Origin of the sequence: Pseudomonas sp. B20(2017), assembly GCF_002113125.1 — a bacterium.
Lineage (GTDB): Bacteria > Pseudomonadota > Gammaproteobacteria > Pseudomonadales > Pseudomonadaceae > Aquipseudomonas.
Map to the genome: position 1 here is coordinate 1 of NZ_NEJP01000003.1, position 21002 is coordinate 21002.

Consider the following 21002-nt stretch of genomic DNA (forward strand, 5'->3'; position numbering starts at 1 on the left):
ACTGATGGGCTGAAGAGCCTTTTTCAGCACAAAAACAAACGCCCCGAATAAGTCGGGGCGTTTGGTCTAAGGCCTGTCAGTGTGTTTTCACACAGTCTGCGAAGGTGCTTTTTTGTGCGCGCCGCCAGCGGAATCAACCTGCGAAGTTGGCCCGCGCTGCGTGCAGTTTCTTGTAACTCTCGATCAGGCGCAGGTGTCGATCCAGCCCTTCCAGCTTCATGCTGGTCGGCGTCAGACCGTAGAAGCGCACGCTACCATTGACCGAGCCGATCGCCGCATCCATGCGCTCGTCGCCGAACATGCGGCGGAAGTTGGCTTCGTAATCTTCCAGCTCCAGATCCTCGTCCAGCTCCATTTCCAGCACCACGTTGACCGCTTGATAGAACAAGCCACGCTCGACGGTGTTGTCGTTGTATTGCAGGAAGGCCTCGACCAGATCCTTGGCCTGCTCGTACTTCTGCAAGGAGAGGTAGATCTGCAGGCGCAGTTCAAGGATGGTCAACTTGCCCCATGGGGTGTTGTCGTCGAACTCGATGCCGATCAGCGTGGTGATGTCGGTGTAATCGTCCAGCTCGCTGTGCTCCAGGCCTTTGGCGAGATTGCGCAGGCCGACTTTGCTCAGGTTGTGCAGATTGAGGATGTCGGCACGAAATTGCAGCGCTTTGTTGGTGTTGTCCCAGATCAGGTCTTCTACCGGGTAGATCTCCGAATAGTCCGGCACCAGAATGCGGCAAGCCTTGGCGCCGATGTGCTCGTAGACCGCCATGTAGACTTCCTTGCCCATGTCTTCAAGGATACCGAACAGCGTCGCGGCCTCTTCGGCGTTGGAGTTTTCGCCGTTGCCGGAGAAGTCCCACTCGACGAATTCGAAGTCGGCCTTGGCGCTGAAGAAACGCCACGACACCACGCCGCTGGAATCGATGAAGTGCTCGACGAAGTTGTTCGGTTCGGTGACGGCCTGGCCCGAGAAGGTCGGCTGCGGCAGATCGTTGAGGCCTTCAAAACTGCGGCCCTGCAGCAACTCGGTGAGGCTGCGTTCCAGCGCCACTTCGAAGCTCGGATGCGCGCCGAACGAGGCGAACACGCCGCCGGTGCGCGGGTTCATCAGCGTCACGCACATCACCGGGAATTCACCGCCCAGCGACGCGTCCTTGACCAGCACCGGGAAGCCTTGCTCTTCCAGCGCCTTGATCCCGGCGAGGATGCCCGGGTATTTCGCCAGCACCTCTTGCGGCACATCCGGCAGAGCCATTTCGCCTTCGAGGATTTCGCGTTTGACCGCCCGCTCGAAGATTTCCGACAGGCACTGCACTTGCGCTTCCGCCAGGGTGTTGCCGGCGCTCATGCCGTTGCTCAGGTACAGGTTTTCGATCAGGTTGGACGGGAAATACACCACCTCACCGTCAGACTGACGCACGAACGGCAGCGAGCAGATGCCGCGCTGGGTGTTGCCGGAGTTGGTGTCGTACAGGTGCGAGCCGCGCAGTTCGCCGTCGCGGTTGTAAATGCCCAGGCAATATTCGTCGAGAATTTCTGCAGGCAATTCATCCTTGGCGCCGGGTTTGAACCAGCGCTCGTCCGGGTAATGCACGAACTCGGCATTGGCGATCTCTTCGCCCCAGAACTGATCGTTATAGAAGAAGTTGCAGTTCAGCCGCTCGATGAACTCGCCCAGCGCCGAGGCCAGCGCGCTCTCTTTGCTTGATCCCTTGCCGTTGGTGAAGCACATCGGCGACTGCGCATCGCGGATGTGCAGCGACCAGACGTTGGGCACGATGTTGCGCCATGAAGCGATTTCGATCTTCATGCCCAGGTCGGCAAGAATCCCCGACATGTTGGCAATGGTCTGTTCCAGCGGCAGGTCTTTACCGGCAATGCAGGTGCCTGCGCCGGACGTGGAAGCCGGCATCAGCAGGGCCTGGGCATCCGCGTCGAGGTTCTCGACTTCCTCGATCACGAACTCAGGCCCGGCCTGCACCACCTTCTTCACCGTGCAACGGTCGATCGAGCGCAGGATGCCCTGGCGATCTTTCTCGGAGATGTCCGCCGGCAGCTCGACCTGGATCTTGAAGATCTGGTTGTAGCGGTTTTCCGGATCGACAATGTTGTTCTGCGACAAACGAATGTTTTCGGTCGGGATATTGCGGGTGCTGCAGTACAACTTTACGAAGTAAGCCGCGCACAAGGCCGACGACGCCAGGAAATAGTCGAACGGACCCGGTGCAGAGCCATCGCCCTTGTAACGGATCGGTTGATCGGCCACCACCGTGAAGTCATCGAATTTGGCTTCGAGTCGGAGGTTGTCGAGAAAATTGACCTTGATTTCCATGCGGGTTACCAGAATAGCGCTAAACGAATTGGCCGCCATTATCCGGCTTTTGAGCGTGAAGTCTTGTGCTTTGAACAATCAATCCTCCGCCGGCCGCTGGAACACCAGCAGTTTCCCCGTCGCCCGCTGCACCACCTTGTCATGCTGGTTGCGCGTCTCCATCAACATCGTCACCACGCCCCTGTCCGCTTTCGAGGCCGAGTGGTCGATGGCCAGCACGGTGCAGTTCAAATGCAGCACATCGTCCGGATAAGTCGGTGTCGGCCAGGCCAGTTCGATGCCGAGACCGATGATGCCATTGCCCAGGGGCACGCTGGCCACCAGCATTTTCATGGTCAGCGCTGCGGTGTTCCAGCCGCTGGCGGCCAGGCCACGGAACAAGCTCACTTCAGCTTCGGCTGGGTCGAGATGAAACGGCTGCGGGTCGAACTCCCGGGCAAATGCCAGCATCGATTCACGCTCGACGGTCACGGGGTCGCTTTCAAAGGTTTGTCCGACGCTCAAGTCATCCAGGTAGAGTTTTTCCCACTCATGAACGGTCATGATCTCGCCCTCTGGCGGTTTCCCTTGAGGCTAGTCGATGCCCCGGCGGGCAGGCCCGTTCCGTGACGTTTGGTCACAAATCAACTCAGCACATGCGCTCAATCGCTGGCAGCCGATCCGCGCGAGCATGGCGTCACCTTCCGCCAATGCTGGTCGCTGACTCATGATGGTTTTATCCACGCCGCGCCTCGCGCTGGCCCTACTGATTGGCGGGCTCGCCGATACCGCGTGCGCCAACGGATTTCTCGACGACGCCAAGACCGAAGTGCTCAGTCGCAACTTCTACCTGAGCAACGATTACCGCTCACCCTCACCCGCCGGGAAGAATTACAAACAGGAATGGGCTCAAGGGTTTATCGGCACTTTCGCATCCGGTTTCACGGACGGAACCGTCGGCTTTGGCCTCGATGCTCATGCCTTTTATGGTTTGAAACTCGATGGCGGCAAAGGGCATTCCGGCACGGGGCTGTTGCCGGTGGACAGTGATGGCCGTAGCGAAAGCGACTATTCCAGCGCCGGCGGTGCGCTGAAGTTGAAGACTTCGAAAACCACCCTCGCCTTCGGTGAAATGACCGTGGAAACGCCGGTGTTCGACACCTCGGACAAACGTCTGCAACCGGAATACGCCACGGGTTTTCTGCTCGACAGCCATGAGATCGATAACGCGCGCCTTGTCGCCGGGCGTTTCACGGCGTTCAAGAATCAGGACAGCTCTTCCGGCAGAGGCGATTTTCAGGGCTATGGCGCCAGCACCCGAGGCGAAAGCATCAGCTTTATCGGCACCGACCTGTTCAGTGACAGCCCGGTGGGCGGCGCACTGTATGCGTCCGACCTGAGCGACACTTGGCGCCAGTACTACGCCAACCTGCATTTCAAACAGTCCGGTCTGTTGCTCGACGCCAACGTCTACCACACCCGCGACACCGGGCAGGCACTGGCCGGCGACATCGACAACACCGCGTTCAGCCTCTCGGGCAAATACACCTTCGGCGCCCACGCGGTGATGCTCGGCTGGCAACGCATCAATGGCGACACGCCCTTCGATTTCGTCGGTGGCGACTCGATTTACCTGGCCAACTCGATCAAATACGCCGACTTCAACGGCGCTCACGAGCGCTCCTGGCAAGCGCGTTACGATCTCGATCTCGGCGCCTTCGGCATTCCCGGGCTGACTTTCATGACCCGTTACGTTTCCGGCAGCCACATCGACGGCACCCACGCGCCCAAGGGCGGCGCCTATAACTCGTTCGACGCGGACTCCGGTGAATATCAGCCTCAGCAAGGGGATGGCGGCAAACACTGGGAACGCGACATCGACCTGCGCTACATCGTCCAGTCCGGCGCGGCCAAGGATCTGTCGCTGCAGCTGTCTCACGTTTCGCATAGGGCCAACAGCGCTCAGGCAGGCGATGACATCGACCGGATCTACGTGGTGATCCAGTATCCGTTGGGCTTTTGAGGGGAAATTGGCGGAAGGCAGCCGGAGTCGAACCTGCCCGGGAACGGATGCCGTCCCCAACCGGGTTTGAAGCCCGGCCGCGCCACCGGGCGCGATTGCCTTCCTTGAACTCAATCTGCGCCGGGGTTGGCCAGCGCACTGTCGGTGCGGATTTGCCGGCCTTCGCCGACGCGCCGGGTCAGGCCCAGCCGATCGAAGTATTCAAGGATCTGAATACTGCGCTTGCGTCCCAAGCCTAGCGCATCGCGGAACGCTGTCACTTCGATCTGCGGATTTTCTTCGGCCAGGCGCAGCAGCACTGCCGCCATTTGCCGCAGCGTGATGTCGGTGACAAACAGGTCGCGCACCACCTGATGCATCACGCCAAGGCGCGCCAGTTTGCGCAGCAGCAAACGCACGGTCGCGTCTTCCTGACCGACGACTTTCGCCACGTCACGAACCCACGGTGGATCGAAACCGGCCTGCTCGAACAATGGCTGCAGCGCCTGCCACAGGGTTTCGTCGTCGGTGCTCAGGCGCACTTGATGGTCGGGCAAATGCAGCCACGGGCCGCTGGCGGCCAGTGAAGCGGCGCCGAGCAGTTCTTCCAGCAGGCTGATAAAGGTCGCGCGTTCGAGGCTCAAACCGCTGAAACGCCGCAGACGGTCGCGATCCGGCCCCATCTGGTCGGGCTCCAACTCATGAAAGCGCGCCAGTTGTTCCAGCAAGGTGAACTTGAGCATGCCCCAGCGTTGCGCATTGAACAGCACCGGGCCCTGACGGGTTTCGATCAGGCGGACGTTGTCCGGTAGTGACCAACTGTCACGCGGACGATTGAACTGGCGCTCCAGGCGCTGCGGATCGAGGCCGCTTGCGCTGTATTCCAGCAACGTCGGCAAGGCCTGTTCCAGCTCGGAGCTGATCGCCAGTGCCCGCAGTTGTGCCAGCCGTTCCGGGCTGCGCCGCTGGCGGGCCGGGGCGAAAGGATCGAGCACGCGCCCGCCGCCAAGGGTTCGCTGGGCGCTGGCATCACGCAGGATCAGCGGATCACCGTGGACGCCGTGTACCGGGACGTTCGTCAGCAGTTGCGCAAACATGCGCTCGCCGGGCGCCAGGCTTGAACCTTCCAGCAAGGCGACCCGCGCGATGACATCCTGCGTCCCCAAGTGCAGATGCACGGGCTGGAAATGTCCGAACGTTCGCTCCCCCGGTAACAGCCGGAATTCGATGTCCAGTCGTTGGGTCGGTGCGTGCAGCCATTCGGCCAACAGCCATTGACCGCGATGGATCTGTTTGGGGTCCAGGCGTTCGGCACTGATGTTCAACGCCACGCGCTGGCCGGCGAACGCCTGCTCGGCCGTCTGGTTTTGCGCATGCAGACCTCTGACTCGCACGGACTTGCCCGAGGGTTCCAGGTTCAGCTTGTCACCGACCCGGACCGACCCGGACAGCGCCGTGCCGGTCACCACGATCCCGGCACCGGCAACCGTGAACGCCCGGTCGATAGCCAGGCGAAAACCGCCTTCGCGACTGCGTGCCTGCATCTCGCCCTGCGCTTGCAGCAAAGTCTGGCGCAGTGCGTCGATGCCCTCGCCGGTCACGCTGGAAACCGTCGCCAACAAGGCTTTCGCGTAAGGTCCCGATGCCAGCAGGGCTTCAACCTGCCGGTGAACCTCCTCCACCCTGCCCGGTTCGACCCGATCGCATTTGGTGATCGCCACCAGCGCCCGTGGGATGCCGAGCAGTTCGACTATCGCCAGATGCTCGCGGGTCTGCGGCATCACCCCGTCATCCGCCGCCACTACCAGCAACACCAGATCAATGCCTTGCGCTCCGGCGAGCATGTTGTGGGTGAATTTCTCGTGGCCCGGTACGTCGATGAAACCGGTAAGCCCCGTACCGGGCGCCAGTTCCGCGTACAGATAACCCAGGTCGATGGTCATCCCGCGCTCACGTTCCTGCGGGCGGCGGTCGCCGGTTTGCCCGGTCAGCGCCTGGAGCAGCGAAGTCTTGCCGTGGTCGATATGCCCGGCCGTGCCGACAATCATGTCTGCAATTGCCCTAGCTGGGCGAGCCACGCGGACTCGTCGTCGAGTTGCCGCAGATCCAGCCACAACGCGTCATCGTCGATGCGACCGAGCACCGGAATCGGCAGTGCGCGCAAGGCACTTTCCAGATTGAGCAGGCAACGCCCACGCAGGCGTTTCGATACCTGCGGACGCAGGCACAGCGCTGCGCTCGGCAGACGCGCCACCGGCTGACTACCACTGCCGATCATGCCCAATGCCGGTACGGCGCTGACGATCCAGGCATCGCCCAACACTCGGGACAAGGCCGGTTGCAGGCGTTCGGCCTGGGCCAGAATATCGGCCTGCGGCCGGGTCAGCAGGCGCAGGCTCGGCAAGCGCTCGGCCAGCCGGTCCGGATCGCGATACAGGCCAAGCACCGCTTCCAGCGCGGCCAGCGTCAACTTGTCGACCCGTAATGCCCGTTTCAGCGGGTTCTTCTTGATCTTCGCAATCAAGTCCTTGCGCCCGACAATCACCCCGGCCTGTGGCCCTCCAAGCAGTTTGTCGCCACTGAACGTGACGATATCGGCGCCATCGAGCAGCGCCTGACGCACCGTCGGCTCCGCCGGCAACCCCCAGCGCGTCAGGTCGAGCAGACTGCCGCTGCCGAGGTCTTCGAGCAGCGGCAAACCATGCCGGTGGGCCAGTTCGGCCAGCTCGGACGTCGGCACGCAGGCGGTAAAACCTTCAATGCTGTAGTTGCTCGCATGCACGCGCATGATCAAGCCGCTGCGCGGGCTGATCGCTGCCTCGTAATCGCGGGTGTGGGTGCGGTTGGTGGTGCCGACTTCATGCAGACGCACGCCTGCGCGGGCCATGATGTCGGGGATGCGGAACGCGCCGCCGATTTCGATCAGCTCGCCCCGGGAAATGATCCCTTCCTTGCGCACGCCGAGGCTGTTGAGGGTCAGCAGTACGGCAGCGGCATTGTTGTTGACCACGGTCACGGCTTCGGCGCCAGTCAGTTCGCGGATCAGGCCTTCGATCAGGTCATCGCGGTCGCCGCGTTTGCCGCTGGCCAGGTCGAACTCCAGATTCAGCGGATAGCGCGCCGCGAGTTGCACGGCTTCGATGGCTTCATCGGGCAACAAGGCGCGACCGAGATTGGTGTGCAGCACGGTGCCGGTCAGGTTGAACACCCGGTGCACCTGGCTGCGCTGCTTCAACGCCAGACGTTCGGCAACCCTTCCGGCCAGGGCTTCGGGGCTGATTTCAACGGCGGTCAATTGCCCCGCCAGCACGGCTTCGCGCAAGTCATCCAACAACTGGCGAAACCCCGTCAACAGCGCCTCGCGCCCGTAACGCTCGGCCAATGGCTGACACGCGGGATGGCGCAACAGGCTGTCGATGGAAGGTAAACGCAAGGCAAAGACACTGACGGACATCAGGCACTCCGGAAAAAACCGATGCGCCTGAGTGTAGACCCTTGCGTCATTCGTCTCCTGGTGCCAGCAGCAGATTCGGCGCCAGCCGCTGATAACCGTCCTGAGCCAGGCGCATGTCGAGCAGCAGACTGCCCAGATCTGCCGACAGCGCCTCGCCCTCCCCGTCGTTTTCCAGATACAGCAACTTCAGATAGCTGTTGCAGCCCGGACAGACTTCGGCCCGCAACGGCGCCTGATTGGCGGCATGACGGTCATCCTCAAGGCTCAGATATTCAAGCCCTTTGCTCTGCTCGCAATACACGCACTTGACCCGCACCACATGCCATTCGCAGGCGCACAGCGAACACACCAGATAGCGCAAGCCGTTGTGCTTGCCGCGATGGCGGATCACCCCGGCCATGGCCGGCGAACCACAGGCCGGGCACTGGCTGAGACTGTCGCCGGGTGTCAGTTGCAGATTCGCTGCGCTGAGCAGCCAATGACTCCACGCCGCTTGCAAAGCCGCGCCGAGAAACGGCACCAGCGCCGCCGGCACTAGCGAGTACTGGCCGCTGACCAGCGCCACGGCCCACGCCCGCAACTGGCCGGGGCTGGCGATGCGCAGTGTGGTCACGGCTTCGATCACCGCTGGTTGTTCGGGGGCGACATAGTGCTGGAGCAAGGCCTCGAGATACAGCTGCCAGGTGTCCTCGCGAATCAGGGTCTCGGCGGCAAACGGTGGCATGCCGTGTTGCCGGCAGACTTCCAGCCGCTGTTCATCAAGCGGCGCGGTCGAGGGCGGATCATCGAGAATCTGCTGCTGGACATGGCACAACCCGGCGATCAAATGCAGGTAATCGGCCAGCGGATGCCCGTCGGCCAAGCGCTCCAGACGCTGGGCCCGCAGTGTGAACAGGTTATGCGGCGGCAGGTGCAGAAACGGCGGTGAACTGGCCGCCGCTTCGATTTCTCCGGGTTCAAGGATGGTTGGCAACTGTCAGCCCTTTTTCGTGACCGGTCGCTCTGGCGGATCTTTGCTTTCCACCTCGCGATACCAGAGTGCATGGTGTTTCCTGGCCCAGGCGCGGCTGACCCAGCCGTGCATCATCGCGTCCACCGAACCCTTGATCCAGATCCCGGCATAGATGTGCACGATGATGCTCAGGATCAGCACAAACCCCGCCAGTGCGTGCAGCAACATCGCCCAGCGAATCGTGGTGATGCCGAAGTAATGACTGAAATACGCGCGCCAGATCACCAGCCCCGTGAACAGCAATGCGAGCATGCACAGCAGTAAAGTCCAGAACAGCAGTTTTTGCCCGGCGTTGTACTTGCCCACCGGCGGCACGGTTTCTTCGTCGTTGACCATTACCCGGTCAATTCGCCGCAGCCACTTCCAGTCGTTGTCTATGAAGAAGTTCGAGCGCCAGAAGCGAAACACCAGGCCCATGAAAAACACGAACATCAGCACGCCCATGAACGGATGCAGGATTCGCGTCCACGGCCCGCCACCGAACAGATGGGTCAGCCAGAACATCGATGGATGAAACAGCGCCAGCCCCGACAGCCCGGCCATGAAGAACAGAATCGCCACCAGCCAGTGATTGGTGCGCTGGTTGGCGGTGTAGCGCAGGATCGTCTTGTTGCTCATGGCCGGCCCTCCCCGCGTGGGTCGAAGGTGTGCACCGCAGGATCGACGACGTGCACCGAGGTGTCGGGCGGTTCGGGATGTTCATCTTCCTCGACCCGGTTCGGGCCGATCCGCACGTAATGGAAGAACCCGGCGAGCACCGCCGCGCCCATGGCCAGCAGGCCGAGCGGTTTGCTGATGCCTTTCCACAAGCCCACCAGCGGACTGATCTCGGGGTTGTCCGGCAGGCCGGCGTAGATCTTCGGCGTGTCGGCGTGGTGCAGCACGTACATGACGTGGGTGCCGCCGACGCCTTCAGGGTCGTAGAGACCGGCGTTGTCGAAGCCACGGCTTTTCAGGTCGACGATGCGTTCGGCGGCGTGGGTCTTCATGTCGTCCTTGGTGCCGAACACAATGGCGCCGGTCGGGCAGGTTTTCACACAGGCCGGCTCCAGCCCCACCGCCACTCGGTCCGAACACAGGGTGCATTTGTAGGCCTTGTGGTCCTTCTGCGAAATGCGCGGAATGTTGAACGGGCAACCGGTGATGCAATAACCACAACCAATGCAGTGATCCTGATCGAAGTCGACGATGCCGTTGGCGTGCTTGATGATCGCCCCCGGGCTCGGGCACGCCGCCAGGCAACCGGGCTCGGCGCAGTGCATGCAGCCGTCCTTGCGGATCAGCCATTCGAGGTTGCCGGCGTCGGTTTCGTGCTCGGTAAAACGCATCAACGTCCATGAGTCGGCGCTCAGATCCTGCGGGTTGTCGTAGGTGCCATGGTTGTGGCCGACCTCGTCGCGCAGCTCGTTCCATTCCGAGCACGCGACCTGGCAGGCCTTGCAGCCGATGCATTTGGTGGTGTCGAGCAGCTTGGCCACCTGTTCCTGGCCGCGAATCGAAGGCGCCGGGGTGGTGGTGGCCGAGCGGGCAATGATGTCTTGGCTGGCCATTTAAAGATTCTCCATCAGAGCTTCTCCACGTTGACCAGGAATGACTTGGATTCCGGGGTCTGTGTATTGCCATCGCCGAGGAACGGCACCAGGGTGTTGGTCAGGTAACCGTGGCGGGTCAGGCCGGTGAAGCCCCAGTGCAACGGAATGCCGATCTGGTGCACCACCTGGTTGTTGACCTGCAGCGGCCGGATCCTTTTGGTCACCACCGCCACCGCTTCAATGAACCCGCGCTTGCTGCTGACCCGCACCCGGTCGCCGGCCACGATGCCCTTCTCTTTGGCCAGCACCTCGCCGATTTCCACGAACTGCTCGGGCTGGGCAATCGCGTTCAACTTGCAGTGCTTGCTCCAGAAGTGGAAATGCTCGGTCAGCCGGTAGCTGGTGGCGGCGTACGGGTAATCCTTGGCCACGCCTAGGCTGTCCCACACCGAATCGAAGATCCGTGCCGCCGGGTTGCTGGTGGCTTTCTTGTTTTCCGGGTGCAGCGGGTTGATGCCGATCGGCGTTTCGAACGGCTCGTAGTGCTCGGGGAATGGCCCTTCGTTCATCTTGTCGACGGCGAAGAACCGCGCCACGCCTTCGGGGTTCATGATGAACGGGTTCATCCCCGCTTCCGGCGGTACGTCGGCCTTATAGTCCGGCACGTCGGTGCCGCCCCAGGCCTTGCCGTTCCACCAGACCAGGCGTTTTTTCGGATCCCACGGTTTGCCGGCAACGTCCGCAGAAGCGCGGTTGTACAGAATCCGCCGGTTGGCCGGCCAGGCCCACGCCCAACCCTGATGCTGATGCATGCCGTAAGGGTCGTTGTTGTCGCGGCGGGCCATCTGGTTGCCGGCCTCGGTCCAGCTGCCGCAGAAGATCCAGCAGCCGGACGCGGTGCTGCCGTCATCCTTGAGCTGGGCGAACCCGGCCAGTTGCGAATTGCCCTTGATCGTCGCGCCGGTGGCGTCGGTGAAATCCGTGGTGGCGTAGCCGTTGATCTCTTTGGCGATCTCTTCCGGCGAGGGTTCTTCGGCGATCTTGTACGGCCACGACAGCTTCAACAGCGGATCGGCGAATTTGCCGCCCTGGGCCTGATAACGCTCACGCAGGCGCAGGAACAGCGCACTCATGATCTGCACGTCGGTGCGCGCCTCGCCGGGGCCGTCGGCACCTTTCCAGTGCCATTGCAGCCAGCGGCTGCTGTTGACCAGCGAACCGTCCTCTTCAGCAAAACAGGTGGTTGGCAGGCGGATCACTTCGGTCTGGATGTCGGCGCTCTTCACATCATTGAACGGCCCGACGTGTTCCCAGAACTGCGAGGTTTCAGTGGCCAGCGGGTCCATTACCACCAGCCATTTGAGCTTGGCCAGTGCCGCCATCACCCGGTTCTTGTCCGGCAACGCGGCAATCGGGTTGAAGCCCTGGCACATGTAACCGTTGACCTTGCCCTGCCCCATCAGATCGAACACCTTGAGGATGTCGTAGTTGGGGATGTCGAGTTTCGGCAGGTAGTGGTAGGCCCACTGATTCTCGGCGGTGGCATTGGCGCCGTACCAGGCTTTCATCAGGCTGACATGGAACTTGCTGTAGTTCTGCCAGTAGGACAATTGCCCCGGCCGCAGCGGTACTTGCGTGCGTTTCTTGATATAGGCGTTGTAATCCTGCTCCATGTCGGTGGGCAGGGTCAGGTAACCCGGCAGCGCGTTGGACAGCAGGCCGAGGTCGGTCAGGCCCTGAATGTTCGAGTGCCCGCGCAACGCGTTGACCCCGCCGCCGGGCATGCCGACGTTGCCCAGCAACAGTTGCACCATTGCTGCGCTGCGGATGATCTGCGAGCCGATCGAGTGCTGGGTCCAGCCCAACGCATAAAGGATGGTCATGGTCTTGCCCGGTTGCGAGCAAGTGGCGATTTCCTCCCATATCTTTTTCATCGCATCGACCGGCATGCCGCAGATCTGGCTCGCCAGGTCGATGTTGTAGCGGCTGTAATGCTGCTTCATCAATTGATAGACGCAGCGCGGGTCCTGCAGGGTCGGGTCGACTTTGACGAAGCCGTCCTCGCCCAGTTCGTAACCCCAGGTGGATTTGTCGGTGTAGCTGCGTTTGGCTGCGTCGTAACCGGTGAACAGCCCGTCCTCGAAGCCGAACCCGGCTTTGACGATGAACGACACGTCGGTGTAGTTGCGCACGTATTCGTGCTGGATCTTGTCCTCGGTCAGCAGGTAATTGATCAGCCCGCCCATGAACGCGATGTCGCTGCCGGTGCGAATCGGCGCGTAGTAATCGGCCACGGACGCGGTCCGGGTAAACCTAGGATCGACCACGATCAGCCGCGCGGCGTTGTGCGCCTTGGCTTCGGTCACCCATTTGAAGCCGCAAGGATGGGCTTCTGCTGCGTTGCCGCCCATCACCAGGATCAGATTCGCGTTGGCGATATCGGTCCAGGTGTTGGTCATGGCTCCACGGCCGTACGTCGGGGCAAGACTTGCCACCGTCGGGCCGTGTCAGACACGCGCCTGGTTATCGAACCCCAGCATGCCGAGACTGCGAACCACCTTGTGGGTGATGTAACCCGCTTCGTTGGACGCTGCCGACGCTGCGAGGAATCCGGTGGTCAGCCAGCGATTGACTGTCTGGCCCTGGGCGTTCTGCTCGACGAAATTGGCGTCGCGGTCGGCCTTCATCAGGTCGGCGACGCGGTCGAGAGCTTCGTCCCAGCTGATTCGGGTCCACTCACTGCTGCCGGGCTTGCGCACCTGCGGGTACTGCAAACGGCCGGGACTGTGAATGAAGTCCAGCAGACCGGCGCCTTTCGGGCACAAAGTGCCGCGGTTGACCGGGTGGTCGGCGTCGCCCTCGATATGGATGATGTTTTGCGCAACGTTCTTCGCGGCATCGCCCTGGCTGTACATGATCAAGCCGCAGCCGACCGAGCAATACGGGCAGGTGTTGCGGGTTTCATGGGTGTGGGCAAGCTTGAAGTGGCGCACCTGCTCGGCGAAGGCCAGCGTCGGGGCCATGCCCAACGCGCCCAGGCTAGAGCCTGCAAGGCCGATACCAGCGACCTTGAAGAACTGACGACGGCTGAGATCCATCGTGCACTCCTGATCAGGTGGAACCCGGTACTGGTGCCGGGTTTATTCTGGACAATCACGGTTGCGGCACACGAGTGCCGACCTTTTCACTGTAGACAACGCCCCCGCCGCCTGTGTGAAAACCGACCGTCGGCCGTTTGTCGGATCACCATCTCCCTGTGGGAGCGAGCTTGCTCGCGAAAAGCGGTGTGTCATTCAACATTGATGCTGCCTGACCAGACACATTCGCGAGCAAGCTCGCTCCCAGAGGTTTTGTGTGCTCCTTAAAGGGCATCGGCTTATCATGGCGGGCACGACCCATCTCCGCCTTCAGAGACCGCGCATGACTTTCGATTTTGATCAGGTATTCGACCGCCACGACACCGGCAGCACCAAGTGGAGCCGCTATCCGGCCGACGTGTTGCCGATGTGGGTCGCTGACATGGATTTCGCGGCGCCGCCGGTGGTCATCGAGGCGCTGCAACAACGCCTGCTGCACCCATTGGTGGGTTACAGTGTGGCCCAGGACAACCTGCGCGAGGCCATCGTCGCCGACCTCTGGAACAAGTTCGCCTGGCGGGTCAAACCGCAGGAGCTGATCTTCCTGCCGGGCGTGGAATCGGGTTTCAACATGGCGCTCAAGGCGCTGGTGCAACCGCAGCAGAACGTCGTGGTGCAAACCCCCAACTATCCGCCGCTGCGCCACGCGCCGGGCCATTGGGGCCTGAACAAGGTTGAGCTGGAGTTCAACGCCCAGGCCGACGGCACCTACGCCACCCCGCTGGACGCCCTGCGTGAATCCCTGACCGGTGGCGGCGCGTTGCTGCTGAGCAACCCGCACAATCCGATCGGCAAGGTCTTTGGCCGTGAAGAACTGCAAGCGGTAGCGGACATCTGCATGGTGCAGGACGCCTGGATCATCTCCGACGAGATCCACGCCGAGCTGTGCTACGACGGCCGCGTCCACATTCCGACCGCGTCCCTGAGCCCGGAAATATCTCGCCGCACCATCACCCTGATGTCGGCGAGCAAGGCCTACAACATCGCCGGTCTCAAGACTTCGTTCATGATCATCCAAGACGCCGCCCTGCGCGAACGCGTCAACCACGCCCGTTGCGGCATGGTCGACAGCGTCAACCCGCTGGGCATGGAAGCCACCCGCGTGGCGTACAGCGAGGCCGGGCCTTGGCTTCAGGCTCTCAAGCAATACCTGCAAGCCAACCGCGATTATCTGGTCGAAGCGGTTCGCAGCCGTCTGCCGGGCGTGAAGATCAATGTGCCGCAGGGCACTTATCTGGCGTGGCTCGATTGCTCGGCGCTTGGGCTGAACAATCCGCAACAGTTCTTCCTCGAACAGGCTCGCGTCGGTCTCAGTCCGGGTCTGGACTTCGGTGATCACAGCCAACAGTTCGTGCGCCTGAACTTCGGTTGCCCGCGTTCGCTGCTGGAAGAAGGCATTGCGCGGATGGCGCGCAGCCTCAAGTAATCGCTTCTGCCTGTCCTGATAGTTCCCACGCTCTGCGTGGGAATTCAGCCCGGGACGCTCTGCGTCCCCTCCAGAGCCGAACTCGGAGCGCCCCTTGGGGCAATCGGGAGCGATCCGGAAAAGCAGCACCGACAATCCAATCGAACTTGCGGCAAACGGGCCGGGTCAACCGCCCGTACCTGCCAAAAGTCCTGGAGATTGACGATGACTGACTATCCGAAACCACCCTTCCCGAAACAGGCGCAACCGGTGCCCGGTTCCCAACGAAAAATGGAGCCGTACCCCGATTGCGGCGAACAGAGCTACGTCGGTTCCGGTCGGCTGGCCGGCAAGATCGCTTTGATCACCGGTGCCGACAGTGGGATTGGCCGGGCGGTGGCCATTGCCTTCGCCCGTGAAGGCGCCGATGTAGCGGTCGCCTATCTGGATGAACACGAAGATGCAAAGGAAACCGCGCGCTGGGTCGAACAGGCCGGCCGCCAGTGCCTGTTGCTGCCCGGAGACATTGCTCAGAAAGCCCAGTGCCAGGCGTTGGTAGACCAAACCGTTGAGCGGTTCGGCCGCATCGACGTGCTGGTCAACAACGCCGCGTTCCAGATGACCCATGAGAATTTCGAGGACATTCCTGATGAGGAATGGGTGATGACGTTCGACGTCAACATCACCGCAATTTTCCGGTTGTGTCAGGCGGCCCTCAAACATATGGGTGCGGGCTCTTCGATCATCAACACCAGTTCGGTCAACTCGGACATGCCCAAGCCCACCCTGCTCGCCTACGCCACTACCAAAGGCGCCATCGCCAATTTCACCGGAGGTCTGGCGCAGATGCTCGGCCCAAAGGAAATCCGCGTGAATTGCGTGGCACCAGGGCCGATCTGGACGCCGCTGATCGTCTCGACCATGCCCGATGACGAGGTGCAGAATTTCGGCGAAAACACCCCGCTCGGCCGGCCGGGCCAACCCGTGGAAGTTGCGCCGATCTACGTGTTGCTGGCCTCGGACGAAGCCAGTTACATCACCGGTCAGCGTTACGGGGTCACCGGCGGCAAACCGATGCTCTGAACGGTCTGGCGAAAAAAGTGAACCGTCGTGCACGACGGCCTCTCCATACCTTTAAGGCCCCTTTCGGGTCACGAGAGATCAGGAGGCCGTCATGTCCGCACCTATCGTCAAGCTCTTCACGCAACCGAACTTCGCCTGGACCGATATCCGGCGTGAAGAAGAGGCACATCCACGTCATTACCTGGCCCATTTGCTGGTACTGGCCCTCATCCCGCCCGTCTGTCTGTTCATCGGTACGACGTATGTCGGCTGGAGTCTGGCAGCGGGCGAAACCGTAAGACTAAGCAGTGCCAGCGCTTTGCAGCTGAGTATCCTGCTGTACGTCACCATCATCCTTGGTGTGGCTGTCATCGGCGGGTTCATTCGCTGGATGTCGCGCACCTTCGATGCTCGACCCACACTCAATCAGTGCATCGGGTTTGCGGCTTACACGGTCAGCCCGTTCTTCATTGCCGGTATCGCCGGGCTCTATCCCAGCCGCTGGCTGGCGGTACTGGTGCTCGGTGCGGCAGCCGTCTATTCGACCTTCCTGCTGTTCATCGGTCTGCCGACCTTCATGCACGAGCGCAAGCAACAGGGTCTGCTGTACTCCGCCAGCGTCTGGGGCGTGGGGCTACTGGTACTGGTGACCATTCTGGTATCGATGATTCTGTTGTGGTTCAACGTGTTGACGCCCGAATACCTGCGCACACATGTCGGTTAGCCCTGCCATGTCGCAGGCAGGCCCCGCGTCATGAGTTTCGTTGTCTGGGTGGCAGTCCTCGGCGCCGTGCTGCTGATCCTGGCGCTGACTTCGTCATACCTGCGCTGGATGCCGGTCACCACGTCGGCGGTGTGCCTGTTGCTGGGTGTCGCCATCGGCCCGAGCGGGCTCGATCTGCTGAAACTGTCGCTGGACGACGCGACCTTGTGGATGGAACACCTGACAGAAATCGCCGTGCTGTTTTCGCTGTTTGTCTGCGGCCTGAAGCTGCGTTTGCCGCTGCGCGACAGGCGTTGGTGGATAGCTTTTGGATTGGCAGGCCCGATGATGGTCGTGACGATCGTCGGTGTATGTCTATTGCTGCATTTTGGTCTGAATCTGTCTTGGGGGCCGTCGTTGCTGATCGGCTCGATACTCGCTCCCACCGACCCGGTGTTGGCTGCGCTGGTGCAGGTCAACGATGCACGAGACGTCGACAGCGTGCGTTTCGGGCTGTCCGGCGAGGCCGGACTCAATGACGGGATTGCCTTTCCCTTCGTGATTCTGGGCTTGTTGCTTTTGCACGGAGACGGGCTCTCCACGGAGTGGAGCGACTGGGTTTTGCGCAGCGTCATCTGGGCCGTTCCCGCCGGATTGCTGTGTGGTTACTGGATGGGGCGTGGCATCGGACGCGTCACCCTGCTCCTGCGCATCCGCAACGATGACAGCACTCTCAGTCCCAACGATTATCTGGCGCTGGCGCTGATTGCACTGGCTTACGTCGCGGCTGATTCCATCGGCGGTTATGGGTTTCTGTCGGTGTTCGCAGCAGGCCTGGGATTGCGTCAGGAGGAAGTCAAATCCACCGGCGCCCACCAACCACCCGCCGAACACCTGGTACAACCGGTGGTTGGCCACCAGAACGTCGAACCACAACATGCGGTGCACGGCGATACTGAACGGCTGGAAGACAGTCAGGTTGCCGCCGGGATCATGATGGGCGACATGCTTGCGTTCGGCAGTTTGGTGGAGCGGGCAATGGAAGTGTTTCTGGTCACCTTGCTCGGAGTGGTGCTGATTGCTCACTGGGACTCGCGGGCGCTATTGGTTGCAGGCGGGTTGTTCTGCGTGATACGTCCAGTCTGCGTGGCGCTGATGCCGTGGGGATCGCTGCTTGCAGGACCTCAACGAATATTGATCGGCTGGTTCGGCATTCGCGGCATCGGCAGTCTGTTTTACCTGTTTTACGCCCTCAATCACGGACTGACCGACACCGTAGCCACGGTGTGTACCGATCTGACCCTGTCGGTGGTGGCACTGAGCATTCTGCTGCACGGTGTCAGTACCCAGCCGATTCTTGCCCGCTATCAACGACGCAAGAAACCGCAAACCTGAATTCACTTCATCGCCTGGGCAATGATTTCCACCAGATGAGCCTGGGTGAACGGTTTCGACAATCGAGGCAGCCCCGCGGCAAACCCTTCGAGACGCTCGGTATAGCCGGTGGCGATGATGATCGGCAGATCCGGTTTGAGCAGGCGCACAGCGTGTGCCAGTTGTGCGCCACTCATCTGCGGCATGGCCATGTCGGTGATCATCAGATCAATGACTTCCCCTTGATCGAACAGCGTCAGCGCCTGAGCGCCCGAAGTTGCGCTGATCACCCGGTGACCGAGGTCCTCCAGCAACAGGACGGTACTGGTGCGCACCAGATTGTCGTCGTCCACCACCAGCACGCTGAGTCTCGGCACCTTCGCTACGGTTTCGTTCGGGCTGAAGGATTTGGCGGCGGCACCCTCGACGGCGACCGGAAGCCAGAGTTCAGCCGTGGTGCCCTTGCCTTTGCTGCTTTTCAGAATGAATCGCCCGCCCAGTTGCTCTACGAAACCGTGCACCATCGACAAACCCAGGCCAGTGCCTTTGCCCAGGCCTTTGGTGGTGAAGAACGGATCGGTCGCCGACGCCAGCGTCGCATCATCCATGCCTTCGCCGGTATCGGTCACACTAAGACGGACATAACGTCCCGCCGCCAGCCTTGCATCGCATTGCTCAAGCATGACTTCGGGTTCGGCACTGATGACGACACTGCCGCCATCCGGCATGGCATCACGGGCATTGGTTGCCAGATTGAGTACCGCGAGTTCCAGTTGGTTGGTGTCGGCGAGAACCGCCTCCAGATCCTCGGGAAACCGTGTCTCGATGCGGATCCCGGGCCCCAGTGAACTGCGCAGAAGTCCTGTAATGCCTTGCACCAGCGTTGGAATGTCAACCGCTTCGGTCTTGAGCTCCTGACGCCGGGCGAAGGCCAGCATGCGCTGGGTCAGCGACACGCCCCTGAGCGCGCCCTGGGTGGCGTTTTCCAACAGTCGGCTGACTTTCGGGTCGTCACCGACTCGTTTGCGCACGATTTCCAGGTTGCCGAGGATGACCGTCAGCAAATTGTTGAAGTCGTGCGCGATCCCGCCGCTGAGTTGACCAATGGCCTGCATCTTCTGCGCCTGGAACAGCGCTTCACGGGTTTGCTCCAGGGCCTGTTGCGCTTCGGCAGCTTCGGTGACGTCACGGGTTATCTTGGCGAAACCGAGCAGGCTGCCTGTCTCGCCATGGATGGCGTCGACCACCACATGCGCCAGGAACCGCGTGCCATCCTTGCGCAGGCGCCAGCTCCTGTTTTCGAAGCGCCCTTCGCGCACAGCCGTTTCCAGCGCCCGCTGCGGTTCGCCTGCTTCACGGTCTTCGGGGGTATAGAACATCGAGAAATGCCGGCCGATCACTTCATCCGGCGTATAACCCTTGATTCTCTGGGCGCCCGGGTTCCAGTTGGTCACCCGGCCTTCCGGGCTGAGCATGTAGATCGCATAGTCGGTGACACTCTGTACCAGCAGGCGAAATTGCTGTTCGCTCTGCTTGAGGGTTTCTTCGGCCATCTTGCGATCGGTCAGGTCGCGGGTGATCTTGGCGAACCCGAGCAATTGCCCGTCGGGGCTGTGGATCGGGTCGATCACCACGTGACACCAGAAATGCGTGCCGTCCTTGCGCACCCGCCAGCCTTCACCTTCGAAGCGGCCCTCGCGGATTGCCGTATCCAGGGCGCGGCGTGGCATCTCGGCTGCACGGTCTTCGTCGGTGTAAAACCGGGAAAAGTGTTCGCCGATAATTTCCGCTTCTTCGTAACCTTTGAAGCGTTTGGCGCCGGAGTTCCAGCTGATGATGATGCCCTCGGGATCGATCATGTAGATCGCATAATCGACCACCGCATCGATCAACAATCGAAAGCGCATGTCTTCTGTTGCAGCGGACTTCTTGTTCTCGCTCATCAGGCTTGGCTCAAAGCAGGTTTTCAATGACTGGAGTATGCGTCAAACCGGCGGTTTGGATAGCCGCAAAAGCATACCGGGCCAGGCAAGGGACAGCAGCTCATCGCTGGACATATTTGATGATCCTTGCGTAAAGCGCATTGAAGAGGAAATCCGGTACCTGCGTCGCGTATTGCGTTGCCTTGGACAAGGCCAGGTGGCACTCCCTGACCATCTCGTTACGCTCGCTTGCGTCATTGACCGATTTGCTGAAGATGCGCTCATAGGCCTCGTAGCTGTAAAGCGTGGATGTCGAGGTAATGGAAAGCGTGTTCTGGGTGTCCAGGCAGTATGTGCTGTGCGCGCGCAGGACCCGATCCTGCAAGGCTCCCAGGCCGCGTTCGTACAGGAAAATCTGCGAGCCGCTGGCTTTTTTTGCGGCCGTCTCCAGTGTGTACAGCACCGCATGAGCATTATCCAGGCTGGATTTCAGCGCCGACGGTTTGACGAAACGCTCAAGCTCGCCCTTTTCGAGGCTTTTGAACCCGCGTTGGACCCCGGAAATAAAGGCAAAGGGATAGTTGCAGGCGACCACGTGCACTTCCAGCTGATAGCCGGCGTTGGCGGCGTATTCAGGCAAGGCGGCAAATTCGATGGTGTCGAATGCGCACTCCAGAATGATGTTGAGTTTCTCTTTGAAAGCTCTTTCAAAAATCTTTTGGCACAGGTCGCGGACGAAAGTCTCTGTGTGTTCGTAGGCATGCAATACGCCGATTTTGATCATTTCCTCATATTGCGGATGCTTCTCCCGATACTGGGGAAGGTAAAGACGAACATGGTTTTGATAGCGACCGGAAGGCAGCAGGCTTTTTTCCAGCAGGTAGGTTTTGCCCGAGCTTTGTACTCCGGCAGTGACCAACATCCGGGGTGTGGTCTCGGCCGTTACTGCGGAAAACAGCGTTGGGCTGAGAGTATCGAAAGCGGCAGTGACCTGCTCTGGCGTGTAGGTGTAGTGGTAGGCAGCGGTGACAGACATGCAGTGATTTCCTTATCTCGTCTTTAGGGATACCGGTGACCGGTCCTTTGACTAA

General features: G+C 61.0%; 15 protein-coding genes and 1 tRNA gene. 5 read left to right on the forward strand and 11 right to left on the reverse strand.

Going from position 1 to position 21002, the window contains the following annotated elements:
• Nucleotides 1-133: 133 nt before the first annotated feature.
• Together CAF63_RS05265 and CAF63_RS05270 are read right to left on the reverse strand one after the other, a co-directional pair.
• Complete coding sequence (locus CAF63_RS05265) at nucleotides 134-2329, reverse strand: OsmC domain/YcaO domain-containing protein (protein ID WP_085683670.1); 2196 nt, start codon at nucleotides 2327-2329, stop codon at nucleotides 134-136.
• Nucleotides 2330-2407: 78 nt separating this feature from the next.
• Complete coding sequence (locus tag CAF63_RS05270; protein ID WP_085683671.1) at nucleotides 2408-2872, reverse strand: MaoC family dehydratase; 465 nt, start codon at nucleotides 2870-2872, stop codon at nucleotides 2408-2410.
• 166 nt (nucleotides 2873-3038) lie between these two features.
• Here CAF63_RS05270 and CAF63_RS05275 point away from each other — a divergent pair, with 166 nt between their 5' ends.
• Nucleotides 3039-4331, forward strand: coding sequence for an OprD family porin (locus CAF63_RS05275; protein ID WP_371807391.1), 1293 nt, complete (start codon nucleotides 3039-3041; stop codon nucleotides 4329-4331).
• A gap of 8 nt (nucleotides 4332-4339) precedes the next feature.
• Here CAF63_RS05275 and CAF63_RS05280 read toward each other — a convergent pair.
• The 7 genes from CAF63_RS05280 to fdnG form a co-directional block, all read right to left on the reverse strand.
• Nucleotides 4340-4435, reverse strand: a tRNA-Sec gene (locus CAF63_RS05280).
• 6 nt (nucleotides 4436-4441) lie between these two features.
• Nucleotides 4442-6358, reverse strand: a complete 1917-nt coding sequence (gene selB, locus CAF63_RS05285; RefSeq protein ID WP_085683673.1) for a selenocysteine-specific translation elongation factor — start codon at nucleotides 6356-6358, stop codon at nucleotides 4442-4444.
• A complete protein-coding gene (gene selA, locus CAF63_RS05290; protein WP_085683674.1) occupies nucleotides 6355-7764 on the reverse strand; it encodes an L-seryl-tRNA(Sec) selenium transferase in 1410 nt (469 codons plus the stop codon). The genes selB and selA overlap by 4 nt, the downstream gene beginning before the upstream one ends.
• 46 nt (nucleotides 7765-7810) lie before the next feature.
• On the reverse strand, nucleotides 7811-8737 hold the full coding sequence (gene fdhE / locus CAF63_RS05295) for a formate dehydrogenase accessory protein FdhE (RefSeq protein ID WP_085683675.1): 927 nt from the start codon (nucleotides 8735-8737) through the stop codon (nucleotides 7811-7813).
• A 3-nt stretch (nucleotides 8738-8740) separates the two neighbouring features.
• Entirely contained in the window at nucleotides 8741-9394 is a 654-nt protein-coding gene (locus CAF63_RS05300) for a formate dehydrogenase subunit gamma (RefSeq protein ID WP_085683676.1), read from the reverse strand.
• Complete coding sequence (gene fdxH / locus CAF63_RS05305; protein WP_085683677.1) at nucleotides 9391-10326, reverse strand: formate dehydrogenase subunit beta; 936 nt, start codon at nucleotides 10324-10326, stop codon at nucleotides 9391-9393. Before fdxH ends, CAF63_RS05300 begins: the two co-directional genes overlap by 4 nt.
• Before the next feature lie 14 nt (nucleotides 10327-10340).
• Nucleotides 10341-13406, reverse strand: coding sequence for a formate dehydrogenase-N subunit alpha (fdnG, locus tag CAF63_RS05310; RefSeq protein WP_143492425.1), 3066 nt, complete (start codon nucleotides 13404-13406; stop codon nucleotides 10341-10343).
• Nucleotides 13407-13728: 322 nt separating this feature from the next.
• On the opposite strand from fdnG, the gene CAF63_RS05320 reads away from it, so the two are divergent.
• The 4 genes from CAF63_RS05320 to CAF63_RS05335 all read left to right on the forward strand — a co-directional run bounded on the left by CAF63_RS05320 (nucleotide 13729) and on the right by CAF63_RS05335 (nucleotide 18010).
• Nucleotides 13729-14871: a MalY/PatB family protein gene (locus CAF63_RS05320; RefSeq protein ID WP_085683680.1), complete on the forward strand. Its 1143-nt coding sequence runs from the start codon at nucleotides 13729-13731 to the stop codon at nucleotides 14869-14871.
• Nucleotides 14872-15075: 204 nt separating this feature from the next.
• The gene (locus CAF63_RS05325) at nucleotides 15076-15933 is read left to right on the forward strand and encodes an SDR family oxidoreductase (RefSeq protein WP_085683681.1); all 858 of its coding nucleotides are present in this window, start codon (nucleotides 15076-15078) and stop codon (nucleotides 15931-15933) included.
• Nucleotides 15934-16024: 91 nt separating this feature from the next.
• Complete coding sequence (locus tag CAF63_RS05330; RefSeq protein WP_085683682.1) at nucleotides 16025-16636, forward strand: Yip1 family protein; 612 nt, start codon at nucleotides 16025-16027, stop codon at nucleotides 16634-16636.
• A gap of 30 nt (nucleotides 16637-16666) precedes the next feature.
• Nucleotides 16667-18010 carry a sodium:proton antiporter gene (locus CAF63_RS05335; protein ID WP_085683683.1) on the forward strand — a complete coding sequence of 448 codons (1344 nt, stop codon included), beginning with the start codon at nucleotides 16667-16669 and terminating at the stop codon, nucleotides 18008-18010.
• A 2-nt stretch (nucleotides 18011-18012) separates the two neighbouring features.
• Here the strand turns inward: CAF63_RS05335 and CAF63_RS05340 are convergent, their stop codons facing one another.
• Nucleotides 18013-19932 carry a PAS domain-containing sensor histidine kinase gene (locus CAF63_RS05340; protein ID WP_085683684.1) on the reverse strand — a complete coding sequence of 640 codons (1920 nt, stop codon included), beginning with the start codon at nucleotides 19930-19932 and terminating at the stop codon, nucleotides 18013-18015.
• Nucleotides 19933-20032: 100 nt separating this feature from the next.
• Nucleotides 20033-20947: a zeta toxin family protein gene (locus CAF63_RS05345; RefSeq protein WP_085683685.1), complete on the reverse strand. Its 915-nt coding sequence runs from the start codon at nucleotides 20945-20947 to the stop codon at nucleotides 20033-20035.
• Nucleotides 20948-21002 lie beyond the last annotated feature (55 nt).